This is a genomic window from Flavobacterium sp. 3HN19-14 (assembly GCF_051373205.1).
GTDB lineage: Bacteria > Bacteroidota > Bacteroidia > Flavobacteriales > Flavobacteriaceae > Flavobacterium.
On record NZ_JBPPZT010000001.1, the window covers coordinates 1073606 to 1091979 of the forward strand.

At 42.4% G+C, this 18374-nt stretch carries 13 protein-coding genes and 2 pseudogenes; 5 read left to right on the top strand and 10 right to left on the bottom strand.

Annotation, left to right across the window (positions count from 1 at the left end; translation table 11 throughout):
- Positions 1-23: 23 nt before the first annotated feature.
- From ACSLFW_RS05600 to ACSLFW_RS05615, 4 genes and pseudogenes are all read right to left on the bottom strand, one after another.
- Entirely contained in the window at positions 24-2177 is a 2154-nt protein-coding gene (locus ACSLFW_RS05600; protein ID WP_436554968.1) for a hypothetical protein, read from the bottom strand.
- 49 nt (positions 2178-2226) lie between these two features.
- Positions 2227-2934 (bottom strand): tRNA1(Val) (adenine(37)-N6)-methyltransferase, encoded by a 708-nt coding sequence (locus tag ACSLFW_RS05605; RefSeq protein WP_436554969.1) that lies wholly within the window; start codon positions 2932-2934, stop codon positions 2227-2229.
- A gap of 65 nt (positions 2935-2999) precedes the next feature.
- Positions 3000-3523, bottom strand: a pseudogene (gene rimM, locus ACSLFW_RS05610) (ribosome maturation factor RimM).
- Positions 3524-3536: 13 nt separating this feature from the next.
- Positions 3537-4160: a 30S ribosomal protein S16 gene (locus ACSLFW_RS05615; protein WP_436554970.1), complete on the bottom strand. Its 624-nt coding sequence runs from the start codon at positions 4158-4160 to the stop codon at positions 3537-3539.
- 233 nt (positions 4161-4393) lie between these two features.
- On the opposite strand from ACSLFW_RS05615, the gene ACSLFW_RS05620 reads away from it, so the two are divergent.
- From ACSLFW_RS05620 to dnaE, 4 genes and pseudogenes are all read left to right on the top strand, one after another.
- The gene (locus ACSLFW_RS05620; protein ID WP_436554971.1) at positions 4394-4939 is read left to right on the top strand and encodes a DUF6252 family protein; all 546 of its coding nucleotides are present in this window, start codon (positions 4394-4396) and stop codon (positions 4937-4939) included.
- Between the two features lie 62 nt (positions 4940-5001).
- Positions 5002-6216 (top strand): sensor histidine kinase, encoded by a 1215-nt coding sequence (locus ACSLFW_RS05625; protein ID WP_436554972.1) that lies wholly within the window; start codon positions 5002-5004, stop codon positions 6214-6216.
- A gap of 106 nt (positions 6217-6322) precedes the next feature.
- Positions 6323-6724, top strand: a complete 402-nt coding sequence (locus tag ACSLFW_RS05630) for an RNA recognition motif domain-containing protein (protein ID WP_436554973.1) — start codon at positions 6323-6325, stop codon at positions 6722-6724.
- 260 nt (positions 6725-6984) lie between these two features.
- Positions 6985-11482: pseudogene (dnaE, locus tag ACSLFW_RS05635) on the top strand (DNA polymerase III subunit alpha).
- On the opposite strand, the gene ACSLFW_RS05640 reads toward dnaE, so the two are convergent.
- Positions 11479-12948: a T9SS type A sorting domain-containing protein gene (locus ACSLFW_RS05640; RefSeq protein ID WP_436554974.1), complete on the bottom strand. Its 1470-nt coding sequence runs from the start codon at positions 12946-12948 to the stop codon at positions 11479-11481. The pseudogene dnaE and the gene ACSLFW_RS05640 sit on opposite strands and share 4 nt — an antisense overlap.
- Positions 12930-13277, bottom strand: a complete 348-nt coding sequence (locus ACSLFW_RS05645; RefSeq protein WP_436554975.1) for a hypothetical protein — start codon at positions 13275-13277, stop codon at positions 12930-12932. Before ACSLFW_RS05645 ends, ACSLFW_RS05640 begins: the two co-directional genes overlap by 19 nt.
- Before the next feature lie 232 nt (positions 13278-13509).
- On the opposite strand from ACSLFW_RS05645, the gene trxA reads away from it, so the two are divergent.
- Positions 13510-13830, top strand: a complete 321-nt coding sequence (trxA, locus tag ACSLFW_RS05650; protein ID WP_436554976.1) for a thioredoxin — start codon at positions 13510-13512, stop codon at positions 13828-13830.
- Positions 13831-13873: 43 nt separating this feature from the next.
- On the opposite strand, the gene ACSLFW_RS05655 is transcribed toward trxA, so the two are convergent.
- The 4 genes from ACSLFW_RS05655 to ACSLFW_RS05670 are packed head-to-tail and all read right to left on the bottom strand — an operon-like array spanning position 13874 to position 18373.
- A complete protein-coding gene (locus tag ACSLFW_RS05655; RefSeq protein ID WP_436554977.1) occupies positions 13874-14869 on the bottom strand; it encodes a T9SS type A sorting domain-containing protein in 996 nt (331 codons plus the stop codon).
- Complete coding sequence (locus ACSLFW_RS05660; protein ID WP_436554978.1) at positions 14806-15687, bottom strand: hypothetical protein; 882 nt, start codon at positions 15685-15687, stop codon at positions 14806-14808. The genes ACSLFW_RS05655 and ACSLFW_RS05660 overlap by 64 nt, the downstream gene beginning before the upstream one ends.
- On the bottom strand, positions 15684-17672 hold the full coding sequence (locus ACSLFW_RS05665; RefSeq protein WP_436554979.1) for an ATP-binding protein: 1989 nt from the start codon (positions 17670-17672) through the stop codon (positions 15684-15686). Before ACSLFW_RS05665 ends, ACSLFW_RS05660 begins: the two co-directional genes overlap by 4 nt.
- On the bottom strand, positions 17669-18373 hold the full coding sequence (locus ACSLFW_RS05670) for a LytR/AlgR family response regulator transcription factor (protein WP_436554980.1): 705 nt from the start codon (positions 18371-18373) through the stop codon (positions 17669-17671). Before ACSLFW_RS05670 ends, ACSLFW_RS05665 begins: the two co-directional genes overlap by 4 nt.
- Position 18374: the final 1 nt, after the last annotated feature.

An 18374-nucleotide genomic window follows, 5' to 3' on the forward strand; every position in this document is an offset into this window, starting at 1 on the left:
ATTATATTCAGTGAAATCGCCTGCTACAACCAGTTCGCCATCATCGTCGAGTAACGAAGTTGCGGCGTAAAAACCATTGGCGCTTGCAGTAAGAAAACGGTGTCAACACTTCCATTGGCATTCAGGCGGGCCACTTTTTTTGATGGATGGCTGTTCACTGCCGAAAATTCCCCGGCAATAATGATTTTGCCATTAGGCTGTGGTGTGATGGAATGTACGCGGGCATAGGCGGTTTGGTTCAAGAAGGTATTGTCAAGCGTTCCGTTGGCGTTTACACGGAATACACAGCCAACTGTCGTATTATTGTAATTGGTTGAGCTTCCTCCAAAAAGGATTTTACCATTCGGATATAAGCTTGCAGTATATACATTCCCATTCGCACCGCTTGTGACGCTAAAGGTCGTGTCAATAGTGCCATCTGAATTGACACGTGCAACGCCATGTTTGCTTTCGTCGGTGCCATAGCTGAAACTTCCGGTGTAAATAATCTTTTGGTCGGGTTGTACAGTAATAGAATAAGTGTCATAAGGGCTGAGGCCGGGATCAAATGAAGCATCGTGGCTTCCGTCAGGATTAAGTCTGTAATAAGCGCTCAATCCAAGGTAAATCTCTCCTGATAATAATATCTTTCCATCAGCCTGTAATGCAATGTGTGTTGCATACTGCCCGCTGGTGAGCGGCGCCTGAAAACCGGTATCGAGCGAGCCGTCGGCATTGAGTCGTACGATTCCATTGAGTCCAGTGCCAAGCACATTCGAGAAGAGTCCGCCAACAATAATTTTACCGTTATCCAGCAATGCAAGGTCATTAACGGTACCGTCAAGGAAAGCCGTTCCGCTGTCAAAACTTGGATCGACGGAACCATCGGCAAAAATCCGGGCAACCCCAAAATGAGTCGTGCCGTTGAATTCTTCAAATTTTCCGGCAATCAATATTTTCCCATCGGGCTGTTTGATCATTTTCCGGATTTCATCATTGGCACCTGTGCACGGGTTGAATCCTGCATCCAGAATGCCGCTTTCTGAAACGGCCACAATGTATTTTCTGGGTGCTCCCTGAAACGTTTTAAAATCGCCACCGAAAATAATCCGGCCATTGCTAAGAACGTGCACTATGTTGGCATCGCCGTTGACAAGTGAATTTTTGTAGAATGAAGTATCTACGCTTCCATCCGGATTGAGTCTGGTTGAAAATCCGGTGTTGTTAGGAGAGTAATCCGTAGCCAGAAGAATTTTCCCGTCAGCTTGAACGTCTATGCTGTTAACGGGATAAATGTTGTTCTCTACCGGGAAGCCGGTATCAAGTGTGCCGTCAGGATGTAATTTTGCGAAATGATTCCGCGTAACACCTCCGAACTGGTAGAAATCACCTCCTATGAGGATGCTGTCATCAGGTAACACCTTGACGCAATGGATCTCGTCATTAATATTGCTTTGATTGTTGAAAGTCGTATCCAGCGTACCGTTGGTATTCATGCGGAACATATTCTTTACAATCGCGCCGCGGTAGGAAGAAAATTCTCCAACCACAATGACTTTTCCGTCTGATTGTTGTGCGAAGCCCCTGATTTGATAAGCCTGCGCAGAACCTACGTTTTGGCCTATTGTAGGAAAAGTGGTGTCGAGCGTCCCGTCATTATTAAGGCGCGTGATGCCTTTTGTGATGTATCCATTTTCGTTATGTTCCCCGGAAAGCAGGATTTTGCCATCTGCCTGAAGCAATGCAGCATTGCACAAATTGCCTACGATGAGCGTTCCCGGATTGAGAACATTGCCGAAGGTGTCCAAAATGCGATAGCTCTCGTTGCCGCTCTCAAATTGGCCTGTAATGACGATTCTGCCATCGGCAAGGACTAAAATATTGGTGACGCGCGTAAAATATTCTTTGGTAATGGTAGAGTGGAAAGTGGTGTCGATAGTGCCATCAGGATTCACACGCACTACTTTTGGACTTTCGAGCTCATTGAAATTATAGAAACCGCCTCCGATTAGTACTTTTCCATCGGGTTGCTCGGCGACTGCCAGTACCTGATTGTTATCGAGAATCCCTGACAAATTGCCCTGCGGCCCGGTGAAACTAAGGATATTATAAGGTTTATTGCCCCATTGTTCGGCATTGCTGTTTTCCTGCCCGGACATTATAAATCCTGACAGTAGCATAAGATAGAAATATTTCATTTTTGCAATTTTCTGCAAAAGTAATCAATATATATTGATTTTCAGAAAATTACATCTTCAGGTAGAAATCTTTGGTCAATGCAATATATTCCGGTGTGTAATCGTGGCGGGAAATTTCAATGACAAGTTCATCAACCTGAAAATTGTCGGTTTTATTTCTGCTGAAAGCTAAAAGGCTTCTTTTGGTTTCAGAAGTTGCAGTGCCTTTTACGCGCGTTATCTTCATCGGATGTAATTCGGATTCGGTTGCTAAGTCGAGAAATTTCTTTTCTTCTTTATAAGGAATGATGACGGCAAAAATCCCGTTTTCCGAAAGTAGTAAATCTGCAGCTTCGATTAAATCTTCAAAAGGCAAAGCGTCCTGAAATCTTGCCTGATTGCGTTGTTCATTTCCGGAAAAATAATCTTCGGAGAAAAATGGTGGATTTGAAATAATCAGATCATATTCGTCTTCAGGTTCTTCGACGAATTCATCGAGTCCGGCATGAAAGCAGAAAAGGCGGTCGCCCCAAGGAGAATTCTCGAAGTTGTCGACGCATTGTTCGTAGGCGTCTTCGTCGATTTCTAATGCATCGATTTGCTCTACGGAAGTTCTTTGCGCTAACATTAAAGATAGAATTCCGGTTCCGGCGCCGATGTCTAAGATTGAGAATGGATTATTATCAATTGGTGCCCACGCGCCGAGCAAAACGCTGTCGGTGCCGATTTTCATTGCGCAGCGGTCTTGTTGGACGGAAAATTGTTTGAATTGGAACATGGTTGATATAAGGCCCTCGACTGCGCTCGGGGTGACATTTCGGAAACTCACAATAATCGGGAATACTAGAGGTACATTTCAATGAGCCCTTCCGGTAAATCCATCACGATTTTTTTGTTTTCGCGATCAACTTTTACCAGGAAATGGTCAATCATAGGAACGAGGATTTCGACTTCGCCATTTAAAACTTCGAAAAGCGGTTGTGCAGTCGAATCATTTATAGCATGGATTTTCCCGAAAACGCCGAGACGTTTGTCTTCAATCTCAAATCCGATGACTTCGTGGAAATAGAATTTGTTGCCGGTGAGTTTTGGCAGCATTTTTAAAGGAAGGTAAATGCCGTTGCCCATGACGGCATCAGCATCTTCCTCGGTGTTCATGTCTTCAAAACGCACCCTTAAAAAGTCGTTTTTGTGGAGCGAACTGTTTTCAATAAAAAAGGAACCAGATGTTTGCCGCATTCGACAAACACTGATTCCAGATTTTCGTATAACTCGGGTTCGTCGGTGTCTAACCAGATCAGGACTTCACCCTTGAAACTGAATTTTTTTGCGATTTTACCTAAATAGAAACAATCTTCTTTACGCATTATCGCTGTAAAATTAAGCTTCTGTTTCGTTGTTCTCTTCAGCAGCAGGCGCTTCTTCAGTTGCAGCTTCGGCAGCAGGCGCTTCTTCAACAGCTTGAGTTTCCTCAGCAGCTACTTCAGCAACTTCTTCTGTTTCTTCCACTTCCGGCGCGTTTGCAGCAGCTTCGGCAGCGATTGCATCGGCTTCAGCCTGGGCAGCAGCAGCCAAACGCTTAGCGTTCACTTCCTGTTCTGCTTTCAAGGCTTTTGCTTTAGCATCTGATTGTGCTTTAGACAAACCTTCTTTTTTAGCGTCAACTTTACCTGCTTTCTGGTCTAACCAGGCAGCCAATTTAGCATCAGCCTGCTCTTGGGTTAAAGCACCTTTGCGAACGCCTCCGTCAAGGTGGTGTTTCAACAAAGCTCCTTTGTAAGAAAGGATTGCTCTGGCAGTATCAGTTGGTTGTGCACCATTGTGTAACCATTGAACAGCACTGTCAAGGTTCAGATCGATGGTTGCAGGATTGGTGTTTGGATTGTAAGTACCGATTTTTTCAAGGTATCTACCATCTCTTTTTGAGCGTGCATCAGCCGCTACTACCCAGTAAAAAGGCTTTCCTTTTTTACCGTGTCTTTGTAATCTAATTTTTACAGACATAATCTTATGATTAAATTTTGAGGTACACGACCTCGATTAATTAAGGGTGCAAAGATACACATTTTTTTAATTGACGCTAATTCTGCGTTGATTTTTAATACATTATTGATTGCACTATTCGTTAAATATTTGAAATAAGGCAGAAATTATTCAATTTTCTTTAGCATATTTCGTTTTAAAAACTATTTTTGTATCCAAAATACATCAACTACCCAATCTTAATATATATTTTAATGAAAAAGATTTTATCGCTCTTATTATTAACAGTAGCTTTTTGGTCATGTGAATCAGATGTGAAGTTTAGCGATCCTGGTTTTCAGGGAAGAAAAGACAATTTTGCATGGAGAGCCGATTTGTCCGATGCGCATTTTACTTCTTATAATATCCCGGACGCGCCTAATGAAGGTTACCTGACAATCAATGGTTACAAAGGCCTTGAGATTGTTACGCTCAGGATTCCGTTTTTAAAAAATACACCTATTACAAAATTCAACCCGGCAGAATATCAACTTGAACCAACGCCTGATGACAGCGATGATATTGCAGCGATTTATACCTATGAAGATCAAGGTTTTGGACTTGTTTATTCAACCGGACAGGATTTAGAGCATGACGAAAGCATCGGCAATGCTACTATTGTTATTAATGATTATGATACGGTTGACCAGACGGTTTCCGGAACATTCAAATTCAATGCGAAATATACCGGTACAAGCACTGTCGTGAATGAAAACGTAAATTTTCAGGAAGGCGCTTTTTATCACGTTCCGATACAGTAAAAAATATCTTTTTATATCTGAAACTATCCCATGCGGATGGTTTTTTACTTTAATAGCATAAAATGATGAATGCTCCAATCCCTCAAAATGAAACTTCCCGTTTAAAAGCGTTAAAGGAATATTCGATTCTTGACACGCTTCCGGAGCAGGAATATGACGATATTACACAACTCGCCTCGCAGATTTGCAACACCCCGATTTCGACCATTAGCTTAATCGACGAGAAGCGCCAGTGGTTTAAATCGAAAGTCGGAATTGATGGTACGGAAACCAGTCGCAGCGATGCTTTTTGCGCACATGCGATAATTGATCCTGATTCCATCTTTACGGTCAAAGACTCCAGGCTTGACGAAAGATTTCAGGACAATCCGTTTGTGGTTGGCGACCCGCACGTGATTTTTTACACCGGCGTTCCGCTCGTGACTTCGGATGGATTGGCTTTGGGTACATTATGCGTCATCGACGATAAGCCAAAAGAATTAAGCCGCGAACAGCTGACAGCTTTAAAGGCGCTTTCCAATCAGGTCGTAAGCCTTTTTGAGCTGCGAAAAAGCAAGATGCTGCTGGAAAAATTCACAAAAGACCTTGAGACAAGGAATTCCGAACTCGACAAATTCGCGCAAGTGGCGGCGCACGATATTAAATCGCCGCTCAACAATATTTCAAGCCTTACGCAAATCCTGCTTTCCGATTATTCAGACAAGCTCGATGACAATGCCAAAATGCTGATGGAAATGCTTGACGTGTCTTCCAACAGTCTTCGAAACCTTGTTGATGGTATTCTGGAGCACAGCAAATGCGATACCGTCCTGATTGAAAAACGAACTGTTTTCAATATCGAAGCACTTGTCGATGAAACGATTGGCATGCTTGATAACGAAAAGCAATACCATTTTAAAAAATCATTTGAAGATAAAGCGCTTTATACCAATAGGGTGGCGCTGCAGCAAATTCTTATCAATCTGATTGCTAACGCGATAAAATATAATGACAAAATTAAAGTCGAAATCGAAATCGGTTTTGCTGAAGCAGAAGAAACGTACGAGTTTTTCATAAAAGACAACGGTCCCGGTATTGCTGAAGAACATCGCGAACGCATCTTCAATATTTTCGAAGTGCTGACCTCCGAAGACCGTTTTGGAAACCGCGGCTGTGGCATCGGTCTTTCCACTGTCAAAAAACTCGTTGCGGGACTTGGCGGAAAAATCAGCGTTGATTCTAAAATCGGCAGCGGAACCACGTTTTCTTTTACAATTACCAAATTCAATTTCCTATAAAACAATTCTCAACATTTATATTTTTTTTAACTTACATATAACTTATCCCATAGTGCTTTACAATTTTATTACCCCTATATTTGTTGGTAATTAATAAATAGTACATATGAATATTTTTGTTGGAAGCCTTCCGTTCAGTATTGAGGAAGCAGATTTAAGAGAATCTTTCGAGGCATACGGTGCCGTTGACACAGTAAAAATTATTACTGATAAGTTTACAGGAAGAAGTAAAGGTTTTGGCTTTGTTGAAATGCCAAATGATGATGAAGCACAAAAAGCTATTGACGAATTGAACGGAGCTACTGTTCAGGGTCGTGCAATTGTTGTTAATAAATCAGAACCGAAACCCGAAGGGGAAAGACGTAGCTTTGGCGGCGGTGGAAACCGTGGCGGTGGAGGTTACGGTGGTGGAAGTCGTCCAGGTGGCGGTGGATACGGTGGCGGCAATCGCTCAGGCGGTGGCGGCTACGGAGATAACCGCGGTGGCGGAAACAGAGGCGGATATTAATTTGCTTCACCGGATTCAAATCCGACAATTGGCATAATGTACTGTTAGATTTAACACTATTTTTTTACCACATATATAAACCATTCTTCATTTGAGGAATGGTTTTTTTGTTTTCTGCCTTATTCAATTTGTAGTTGAAAAAACCCAACAAAAAACCATTTTCTGTTGATAACTTCCCATTCATTTTCAACGATAAAAAGCCTATTTTTGAAAAATCAATTTGCGGATTATTCCACTTTGCAAAACCCTCAAAATCATTTATGTATTTAATCTTTGATACCGAAACCACCGGATTGCCGAAACGTTGGGATGCGCCAGTGAGCGATTCTGCCAACTGGCCGCGATGCATACAAATCGCCTGGCAACTGCATGACGAATACGGCGCGCTTATCGAACATCAGGATTATCTCGTAAAGCCCGAAGGTTTTAATATTCCGTATGATGCCGAGCGTATTCACGGAATTTCAACCGAATTGGCTGAAGCTGACGGGATTCCACTCAGTGAAGTCCTCGAAAAATTCAACGCCGTTTTAGCCAACTCCAAATTCATCGTCGGGCAAAATGTAGGTTTTGACGTCAATATCATGGGCGCCGAATTTTACCGTTTTGGCATCGATTCAAAAATGGCGCAAATGCCGGTTCTCGATACTTGTACGGAAGTTACCGCTTCATTATTGCAGCTTCCCGGCGGTCGTGGCGGAAAATTCAAATTGCCAACGCTCACTGAATTGCACGAATACCTTTTTCACGTTCCTTTCGCAGAAGCACGCAATGCCACCGCCGACGTTGAGGCCACGACAAGATGTTTCCTTGAACTCGTCCGTCGCGGTAATTATACAGAAGAGCAACTCGATGTTCCCATTGGCTACATTCAGGATTTCCAGGAAAGGAATACACACGAAATCCAGTTAATCGGATTACAGCACATCAATCTGAAGGCCGCTTCAGATGCGATTCGCGAGCAATTCAAAAAAGTGCAGGAAATACAAAAGCCGGCTTCAACGCAAGCTTCTGAAAGTCTTGCCGATGTTGATTTTGTGCATTTGCATAACCATACGCAATTCTCGGTTCTGCAATCTACAATCAGCGTTGCAGCTTTGGTAAAGGCGACTGTCCAGAATAAAATGCCCGCTGTCGCGATTACCGATCACGCGAATTTAATGGGTGCGTTTCATTTCGTCCGCGATATTTTATACCACAACAAATCGGCGGAAGCCAAAAATAAAACCGCCGTTGAAAATGGTGAAGAACCGTCAGAAGTCGAAATCAAACCTATCGTCGGCTGTGAATTTTTCGTCTGCGAAGACCACAAAGATAAAACCAGGAAAGATAATGGTTACCAGGTGGTTTTTCTGGCGAAGAATAAAAATGGCTATCATAATCTGGCGAAAATGTCGTCAATCGCTTATACCGAAGGATTTTATTACGTACCGCGAATCGATAAAAATGTTATCGAAAAATACAAAGAAGATTTAATTGTATTATCAGGAAATCTTTATGGAGAAATCCCGAATAAATTACTCAACATCGGTGAAAACCAGGCTGAAGAAGCGCTAATCTGGTGGAAAGACCGATTCGGTTCCGATTTATATCTTGAATTGATGCGCCACAATCAGGAAGACGAAAACCGCGTGAATTCAGGATTGGTTTCGTTGGCGCGGAAACATGAGGTGAAATTAATCGCTTCCAACAATACATTTTACATCGACAAGGAAAATGCCAATGCACACGATATTTTGCTTTGTGTCCGCGACGGCGAAAAACAGGGAACACCTATAGGCCGTGGCCGCGGCTATCGTTTCGGATTGCCGAACCAGGAATATTATTTCAAGTCAGGTGACGAAATGAAAGCGCTTTTCAACGATTTGCCTGAAGCCATCTCGAATATTTCCGAAATCGTAGATAAGATTGAAATTTACAGCCTTGCGCGCGAAGTGCTGCTTCCGAAATTTGAAATTCCACAGGAATTCGTGGTTGAAGAAGATTTTGCAGATAAGGGCAAACGCGGCGAAAATAAATTCCTTCATTACCTGACATACGAAGGCGCGAAAAGGCGTTATGCCGAAATCACCGAAGACATCAAAGAGCGCATCGATTTTGAATTATTGACGATTGAAAATTCCGGTTATCCGGGTTATTTCCTAATCGTTCAGGATTTCATCGCCGAAGCCAGGAAAATGGGGGTTTCCGTACAGGCCAGGCCATGGTTCCGCCGCCGGTTCCGTAGTAGCGTATTGCCTCGGAATTACGAATATCGATCCATTGATGTACAACTTGCTTTTTGAGCGTTTCCTGAATCCGGATCGTGTATCGCTTCCCGATATTGATATCGATTTTGACGACGAGGGCAGGAGCAAGGTTATGGATTATGTGATTAAGAAATACGGTTCAAAGCAAGTAGCACAAATTATTACTTACGGAACAATGGCAGCAAAATCAGCCATTCGCGATACCGCACGTGTGCTTGATTTACCACTTTTCGAAGCTGATAAAATCGCAAAATTAATTCCGTTCAACTTAAATCTTGCGAAGATATTTTCTTTCGACGATGCGAAGTTGAAAGCAGCTTTGCGTCCTGAAGAATTCGATAAAGTCAAAGAACTGATTGCTTTGGCGAATGAAAATGATTTAGGCGGGGAAACTTTACAACAAGCGCAGGTTCTGGAAGGAAATCTCAGGAATACCGGAATCCACGCATGCGGAGTCATCATTACACCCGATGATATCACAAATTTTGTTCCCGTTGCAACGGCAAAAGATTCAGAATTGTATGTCACGCAATTCGACAACTCCGTCGTAGAAAGTGCCGGTCTTCTGAAAATGGACTTCTTGGGACTGAAAACCCTTACACTCATAAAGGATACAGTGAAATTGGTTAAGTACCGCACAGGAAAGACATCGATCCCGATGCATTTCCGATTGATGATGTAAAAACTTACGAGCTTTTCCAAAGAGGCGAAACAGTTGGGATTTTCCAGTATGAGAGTGCCGGAATGCAGAAATACATGAAGGAACTCAAACCGACGGTTTTTGGTGATTTGATTGCCATGAACGCATTGTCATCGTCCGGGACCAATCGCTTATATCCCGAGTTTTATCAAACGTAAAAACGGCGAAGAAGAAATCGTCTATGACCTTGACGCCTGCGAAGAATTGCTCAAAGACACCTACGGAATCACGGTTTACCAGGAACAGGTAATGCTTTTGTCGCAAAAATTAGCGGATTTCTCAAAAGGTGATGCAGACGTTTTGCGTAAGGCAATGGGAAAAAAACAGCGCGACGTACTCGATAAAATGAAACCGAAATTCGTTGATCAGGCGGTTGCGAAAGGCCATGACGCAGCGAAACTCGAAAAAATCTGGAAAGACTGGGAAGCATTTGCGGAATATGCGTTCAACAAATCACACTCGACTTGTTATGCATGGATTGCATACCAAACCGCTTATCTGAAAGCCAATTATCCGGCAGAATATATGGCGGCCGTGCTTTCGAATAATATGAACGACATCAAGCAGGTTTCTTTCTTTATGGAAGAATGCAAGCGGATGGGATTGCAGGTTTAGGGCCGGATGTGAATGAATCGTTCTATAAATTTACCGTAAATGACAATTATGCCGTGCGTTTCGGAATGGGCGCTATCAAAGGCGTTGGTTCTGGTGCGGTGGCGACAATTGTCGAAAATCGCACCGCTACAAAATACAAATCGATTTTTGATTTGGCAAAGCGAATCGACTTACGCGCCGCGAATAAAAAAGCTTTTGAAAATTTAGCGCTCGCCGGCGGATTCGATTCGTTTACAGGAACGCATCGGGCGCAATATTTTCATGACGAAGGCGACGGCATTACGTTTCTTGAAAAAGCCGTTCGTTATGGTTCGAAATTCAGGAAAATGAGAATTCATCGCAAGTGAGTTTATTTGGAGAAGCGAGTGAAGTCCAGATTGCCGAACCGGTCGTTCCGCCTTGCGAAGACTGGAATACGATGGAAAAACTCGCCAAAGAGAAAGAAGTTGTCGGGATTTATATTTCGGGACATCCGCTTGACGATTATAAATTTGAGATGCAATATTTCTGCAATTCGAAGCTGGAAGCGCTCAAAAATCTTGAATCACACGTCAATAAAAACCTGACGCTCGGCGGTATTATTACCAATGTGCAACATCGCACGGCGAAAAACGGGAAAGGCTGGGCTTCATTTATGCTTGAAGGTTACGATGAAAGTTATGAGTTCCGGATTTTTGGTGAGGAATACCTGAAATTCCGTCATTTCCTGATCCAGAATAATTTTACGTTTATGAAAGTACTCGTAAAAGAAGGCTGGCCAATAAGGAAACCGGCAAAAAAGGTGAGCCGCGACTGCAATTCATGCTCATTCAGTATTTGCAGGATGTATTAACGAGCTTTGCAAAAAAACTCATTATCAATCTTAATATTGCCGATTTAAGAACCGATTTAGTGCATCAATTAAGCACAGTTTTCCAGAATAATAAAGGTGACAATTCTGTTACTTTTGAAGTGATGGAACTCGAGCAAATCAAAAAAATGGTCGAAACTGCCGTCACTGTCAAAGAAGAAACCGACGAGAGTTCGACCGATGATGATACCGCCGAAGCGCAACATATGAATGAATTGGTCGAGGTCGAAGAAACCAAAATAGTTACCCGCCTGAGCATGCCAAGCAGGAAACTAAAGGTTAAGATTTCGGGTGAATTGCTTCAGGAACTAGAGAAATTGCAGGTGAATTTTAAGCTGAACTAGTTTTTCACATTAATCTTTTTGCTGAATTGATTTCCGGAAACATCTGTGATTCTGGCGATGTAAATGCCATCCGAAAGTGCAGCGGTTGAAAATTGATAGTTGCTATCACTTCCTAATTTTTTCTCCAATATCATTTTTCCGTTGAGGTCAAATAATGTGACATCTTCAAGTGCCAGATTACTTTTGTTCTGCACAACAGCGTTTTTTGAATCATTATTATGCAAAATGCCTATATTTTCTTCAGTAAGCGGATTTTTGTCCAAAACGGAATCATTTTCAAATGTTATTTCAAACTGGCTGTTGTTAATGCCTTTTGGGAGCGTAATCTCAAAAGATTTTTTGCTGATGTCAACATACTTCCCCGTTTTTTTATCATGCAAGTAAACCGTTTGAACATTATTTAAATTCAGCAGTCCCTTTACTGAAACTTCGAATTTTGTGGCAGCGTCGTTCCTGAAGCCAATTGGTATTTTTTTGTGGATATCAAAAGTCATTACATCGACAACATATTCTTTTTTATCACGCCCAATCACAAAATAACAGTCGGCCGGATATTTATCATACAAACGGGCGTCCATTGCATGATCAACGCCGTCTGTAGCCTTATCGTCAAAAGCCAGGGCAGTTTCACGAACCCATTTTCCGTTGATTGTTGTAGCCAGCCTTACCTGCGGTACGTCCTTTGTGGAAACTTTTGTATAATCAAATCCGGAAACAGATTGGATTGCAGGAAGGAATTCGGATTTTCCTGCTGCATTCCGTTCAAAATCAGAATGATTCGCAGTTCCCTCGGGAACAAATACGCGGTAAATGTTCCTCATCGTAATTTCGCCAATGCCTTCTTCGGTACGCTCAAGAATAAATCCCTGTCCGATCGGGCAAAACCGCCTTTCATATTCATGATTTGGCGATGGGCCTCCGAGAAATGGCGTGTAAACCGCAGGGACATAGATTCCGGTACCGCCGCGGCTTACAGGAGAAAATGCCCCGTAACCGCCTACATAATCTGATTCGATATGCGTATTGGCATCTTCGTCCATTTCCCAGAAATAAGCGATTCCGCTGCAAGCATCGGCGTCGGTCAGGAACATCGAAAGGTCGATGGCAGATGGATACGGATTGCCCGTCAATTCAGAATAAGTGCTGAAAAGCATAGACGTGATGTTGCCGTTATTCGGGCTTCCCCTGAAATCGTAGCGTTGGTTGGAGCCCGGATTGTTCGCCACACCCAATACCTCGTGAAAATCTTCTCCGGCGGTGCCTTTCATCGTAAATCCTTCTCCTGGTGAAACCTGAATCCCAGAAGAGGTGTCTGCAATCTGAAAATAATAGGAAGCGGTTGTCAATCTGTAAATCCACCGGTCGGCGATAGACAGCGGGTTCGAAATCCCGTCTATGCCGTCAATGTCGTGATTGATTACAATTGCCGGTTCACTTTCTGTGGCAGTTACTGGACGATAAAGCATGTGAATCCAGAAATTCTTGCTTTCCGGAAACCGTAAACAAACGGGTTGCCGACCGGCGAACACCAGTAGTTGTATTCATAATTATCACTCGTCCCTTCCTGGTAGACAGATAAAATACCTTGTCCGCGGTTAAAGGATGTGCTGATGTCGTTGCCCTGAAGCAATTGCGATTCATTCCGAAGGTACAAATTGCCGTTGAGGCTGGTTTCCTGCTTCACATAGACGAAATCATGCGAAACATACAAATAGTCATTTGCAGCCACGTGAAGTTGGGCGATACTGCTGCAAGTTGTCATAATGAAAATTGGAAGTAGTAATGATTTTTTCATAATGTAGGTTTTTAATAGCATAAAGATATAATAAAAATTACAATATGAGATTTATTTATTTTAATTTATTTAAAAAATAGATATTTGTTATTTGTAAAAAATTAATTATGATAATTGTTCGTAATTGCCGTTTATAATAGGGTCATAGCCAAAACCAATTTTCAATTAACAAAACATTAGAGATTAAATGCCTAATTTTGTGTCATAATAATAACATTAAAGACAAAATAATATGGCACTAGCAATAACAGACGCTACTTTTGACGAAGTAGTATTGAAATCAAGCAAACCGGTAATGGTCGACTTTTGGGCAGCATGGTGCAGTCCGTGCAGAATGGTGGTTCCAATCATCGATGAATTAAGCACAGAGTACGACGGGAAAGTCGTAGTCGGAAAAGTCGACGTAGATGCCAACCAGGAATTTGCCGCAAAATACGGTGTGAGAAACATTCCGACCGTATTGGTTTTCCAAAATGGCGAAGTAGTAGGCAGACAAGTTGGCGTTGCGCCGAAACAAACCTATGCTGATTCACTCAACGCATTGTTAAAATAAAAAATTAAGAAATAAAACAAAAACCCGGTTTGTGCCGGGTTTTTTATTGGTTTATAATGATGATTTTTTTACAGAAAGGTTTGATATCTACAGCACTCAATCTTACAATGTAAACACCTTCAGAGAGCGAAGTCGTATCAACCGAAAATGATGCTGCGGTATTTTTTAATTCATGCTGTAATACCAGTTTCCCCGAAATATCATAAATATAACATTGCTCCAGCTGAAGCGATTGCGCGTTTTCAACCAATAAACGACGTGCGTCATTGTCTTGTGAAATAATGACGGTCTTAAGATCTTCTGAACCGGTTGAAAGCGTGCCGTCTTCAAAAGTGACTTCATATTGGGTATCGTTGGTGCCGGCGGGTAAAACCAGTTCATGGATATCATTTTTGATATCAAAATACAAATCAGCGATTTTATCATGCAGATAAATATTTTGGATTTCCGGCAGGCCAACGGTTTCGCTTATCGTGATTTTATAATTGGCTTCATTGGTATTCTGAAATCCGACAGGTATTTTTTTGTGTATGTCAAAAGGCATCACATCAATTAAGAATGGATTTTCGTTGATTAAAAAATAAGCATTGGCCGGAAGTTCTGCCGCATCGGCACTTGCATCCATCGCATGATCGGCGCCATCTGTCGCTTCAGGGTCGAATGCCGCAACTATAATACGACGTCCTTCGTTATTCAGCAGCACATCAAAACGAATTTGAGGCACCGGCGTTGTAGAAACAGTTGTATAATCAAACCCGGAAACCGAAATGATCTCAGGTAAAGCCGCACCTGATGAACTAATCTGATTATTGGCAGATCTTTCAAATTCAGAAAAATTCGCCGCGCCTTCCTTTACAAAAACACGGTATTTATTTTTCATCGTGACAATTCCGGAAGTGCCTTCAGCGCCTTCAATCATAAAACCCTGTCCGACAGGCGAAAAATACCGCTCAAAAATATTATTTGAAGCAGTGCCTACGCCAATCTGCTGCCCGAAAGAATCATAATTGTAAAAAACTGCCGGAATATAAATTCCCAAACCATGTCTTGATACCGGAGCATATCGGCCATAACCGCCACTGTAATCTGCCAGCGTGTGCGAATCGATGCTTTTATCCTGCTCCCAGAAATATGCAATTCCGGTACAATCGGTTGCTTCTGTGAGGAAAAGCGAAAGATCGATTGCCGAAGCATAAGGATTTCCTGTGAGGGTTTCCTGAGCCGGGCCACAGCTCTGTGCACATCACCGTCATTGGGTTTTCCCCTGAAATCGTAACGCTGCCTGCTTCCCGGATTGTTTTCAACGCCCAAAACCATTGTTGCGTCTGCGCCTGCTGTTCCTTTCATCGTAAATCCTTCGCCCGGCAAGAGCATATTCTGTGAACCTACTTGCTCCCAGCCGGAGTAAGCGCTTGACTGGAGGAATTTAAAAATCCAGTATTCGGCAATTGTTAATGGGCTGGCTGTTCCGTCATAACCTGAAGTAACGGCAACAGGCGTACTTTGCAACGAATCAATGGGAGAATGAAGCATCGTTATGCCGAAATTTTCATTTCCTTTAAAGGAAGAAGCATTGCCGACTGGCGAACACCAATAGTTGAATTGAAAATTATTGGTGCTGCCTTCCTGAAAAACCGAGACTTTCCCGTTGCCATTATTGTCTGATGCCGGATGATCGCCCTGTAAAAGCTGCGCTTCATTTCTGAGGTAAATTCCAGTGCCATCCTGAAGTTCAATCGCGTTGTTAACAAATACTGTACGGTCGTTTACATACAGATAATTCGACGGAAGCAAATGCAACTGTGCCGCAGATTTGTAAAGCGAAAAGCATAAAACCAACAGGAATGTATTTTTCATCTTTTATTGAATTTTAGTAAGAAAGTTGTGCCGCTTGCGCCGGAAGATACTTCGATGGTACAGTCGACAGATTTTGCAAAGTCCCTGATCAGGTGCAGGCCGAGTCCGGTCTTGATTCCGGTAATTTCTTTTTCGTCATACAATGCTCTGAATTCTTCGGAAGTGCCGCCCGTTCCGTTGTCGGTAATTGATAGGTAGGGGCTGCCGTTTTCTTCCCAGGCTTTCCAGTGAATGGCGCCTTTATCGAAATTTTTGAGCGAATGGATAGCATTTCCGGTAAGATTCCGCATGATTGTTTTTACATAATTTTCGTCGGAAAACAGTTGTAAGTTGTGCGGGTTTTCGAAAGTCATCTTTATTTTTTCTTCTCCTGAAAAATGTAGTTTCAGGTAATCGAAAAGATGTTGGGCGATGATGTTTTTGGGTTGCGGCTTGAAATTTTCCATCTGGCTTTTGCTCCAAACCAGCAGATCTTCCATCGATTCGAGCAGGTTTTCGGCTGAAGTGATGGTTTTTTGGCCCATTATCGCTTCGTTTTCTGCCGTGAGAAGTCCGGGATTTTCTTTCTTCAGATGCAAAAAATGAATGAGGTTGCTGAGTGGGCTGCGCAAATCGTGGTTCAGGATGCTGAAGAAACGCGCTTTTACTTTATTGGCCTGGTCGAGTTCGGTGTTGAGTTCCATTAATTTACCGTTCATCATTTTGCGTTTCTGGCTTTGGTAGAAGAAAAGCAAACCGATAATGAAAAGGAAAAGAATGGCGGTCAAGAGGAACCATTTTTGCCGTTCTTTCGATTCAAGGCTCAGTTTGTTGATCTTAATTTCTTTCTCGCGCAATTCAATCATCCTTTCATAATTGAGGTTTTGCAGCGATTGCTTGTTCTGAAAGTTAAATACTGAGTCTTTATAAACCGAATATTGCAAATGTGCCTCAAGGCTTTTTTTGTAATCTTTTATATAGCCATAATATTCAGACAGAATGTTATAATCTTTAATTAAAGCTTCATGATTGTTCGATTCTTTGTGCAGCGCAAGTGATTGGTTCAGGTAATCCAACGCATGCGGCAAATATTTTCGGTCGCCATTTTCACTTGATTTTCTCAAATAAGCAACACCCAGATTCTGATAATTGGTTGCCATCATATCCTGGTCGCCAAATTTTTTAATGACCGTATTGGCCTGCGTTAAAATAGCGATGCTGCGATCATAAGCGCCCAGTTTGCAATAAATAACGCCTTCCCAGCTTGTAATTGCTGCTTTCGCCCATTCGTTGCCATTCGCGGGCATTTTTTTCAACGCCGCTTCAAAAGCTGCCAACGCCTCAGCATTTTTATCAGAATGTTCATAGGCAAGGCCTTTGCTGGCCATACTCATCGCGATTTCCATCTCATGCCCGGGAACTTTTTCATAATAAGCCGCCGCGCTTTCGTAATTCTTAATGGCTTTTTCGTAACTCAGGTTTGCCGTATAAATATTCCCGATGCCCTGATAACATGACGCAATTCCGCTGAAAGACTTTTCATCGCAATGCTCATAATATTTCAAGGCCTTGAAAAAATTATCGAGCGCCTCTGGATAAGAACCGGAACGCGCATAATTGTTGCCGATGTTCATATAAATCAGTCCAAGCGAGCAACGGTCTTCGAGCTTTTCGAATATTCCCCTTGCAATCGCATACCATTTAAAGGATTCTTTTGAATTTCCCATGATAAAATGATATTCGCCGATATGACCGGCAGCTACGCCTTTCTCAGACTCAAAACCTTCTTTCGCCGCGATTGCATAAGCTTTCCGGGCATATTCGTTTAATTTTTCAGGATTGATATTGTAATATTCAGCAGCCAGTTCATTGAGGATTTGACTTTGCTGGAGCTTGTCTTTCGGATGTGTCAATGTCTTTTGAAGTGAGTCAATGGCATGCTGTCCGTCACTTTGGGAAAAAGCACAAAACGAAATGAAAAAAAACAGCGGGATCATTTTTTTCATTGCAAAAGATTTAAGTTGTCTTTAAAGCTGCGCCCAATCGGAATTATGACGCTGTTGTTAAGCTCGACCTCAGAAGTGCCCATGCTGCTGATGTATTGCTTTTGAACGGCAAAACTCCGGTGAATGCGTATGAATGAACGAAAATGCGGTTCCTTCAGCAACGTTCCTATGCTTGATAAAACACAATACCTTTTCTGCGAAGTCACCACGAGCGTGTAATCTTTGAGCGCTTCAAGATATAAAATATCAGTCAGGCTGATTTTTGTCTGTTTATGGCCTTCCTTAATATATATGGAATCTCCGCCGAGGCTGGATTCAAAAAGTTTGGCCTTTTGCTTCAGCTTCATATATTCTTCAACACGCTCCATAGCTTTCCTGAAACGATCAGCTTTCAGCGGCTTAACGATAAAATCAAGCGTATCAACATCAAAGCTGTCTGCCGCATGTTCAGGATGTGCCGTGATGAAAATGCAAACGGGAATGTCGAGCAACAGTTTCCTGAATTCCATTCCGCTCATCCCGGGCATATCGATGTCAAGCAGCAGGATGTCGATTTTTTCATTTTCAAGAAACGGCATGGCTTCCATCGGGCTTGAGAAGGCGCCCAGCACATTTAATCCGGCTTCTCTTTTCGCAAAAGAGAGCACCGTAAGACGGTCAATATCGTCATCGTCGACTATAACACAATTGAATTTTTTCATA

What these genes read in the sequence shown, in the direction of transcription:
- ACSLFW_RS05600 (WP_436554968.1), bottom strand. Translation starts at nt 2,177, where the DNA reads ATGAAATATTTCTATCTTATGCTACTGTCAGGATTTATAATGTCCGGG.
- ACSLFW_RS05605 (WP_436554969.1), bottom strand. Translation starts at nt 2,934, where the DNA reads ATGTTCCAATTCAAACAATTTTCCGTCCAACAAGACCGCTGCGCAATG.
- ACSLFW_RS05615 (WP_436554970.1), bottom strand. Translation starts at nt 4,160, where the DNA reads ATGTCTGTAAAAATTAGATTACAAAGACACGGTAAAAAAGGAAAGCCT.
- ACSLFW_RS05620 (WP_436554971.1), top strand. Translation starts at nt 4,394, where the DNA reads ATGAAAAAGATTTTATCGCTCTTATTATTAACAGTAGCTTTTTGGTCA.
- ACSLFW_RS05625 (WP_436554972.1), top strand. Translation starts at nt 5,002, where the DNA reads ATGATGAATGCTCCAATCCCTCAAAATGAAACTTCCCGTTTAAAAGCG.
- ACSLFW_RS05630 (WP_436554973.1), top strand. Translation starts at nt 6,323, where the DNA reads ATGAATATTTTTGTTGGAAGCCTTCCGTTCAGTATTGAGGAAGCAGAT.
- ACSLFW_RS05640 (WP_436554974.1), bottom strand. Translation starts at nt 12,948, where the DNA reads ATGCTTTATCGTCCAGTAACTGCCACAGAAAGTGAACCGGCAATTGTA.
- ACSLFW_RS05645 (WP_436554975.1), bottom strand. Translation starts at nt 13,277, where the DNA reads ATGAAAAAATCATTACTACTTCCAATTTTCATTATGACAACTTGCAGC.
- trxA (WP_436554976.1), top strand. Translation starts at nt 13,510, where the DNA reads ATGGCACTAGCAATAACAGACGCTACTTTTGACGAAGTAGTATTGAAA.
- ACSLFW_RS05660 (WP_436554978.1), bottom strand. Translation starts at nt 15,687, where the DNA reads ATGAAAAATACATTCCTGTTGGTTTTATGCTTTTCGCTTTACAAATCT.
- ACSLFW_RS05665 (WP_436554979.1), bottom strand. Translation starts at nt 17,672, where the DNA reads ATGAAAAAAATGATCCCGCTGTTTTTTTTCATTTCGTTTTGTGCTTTT.
- ACSLFW_RS05670 (WP_436554980.1), bottom strand. Translation starts at nt 18,373, where the DNA reads ATGAAAAAATTCAATTGTGTTATAGTCGACGATGACGATATTGACCGT.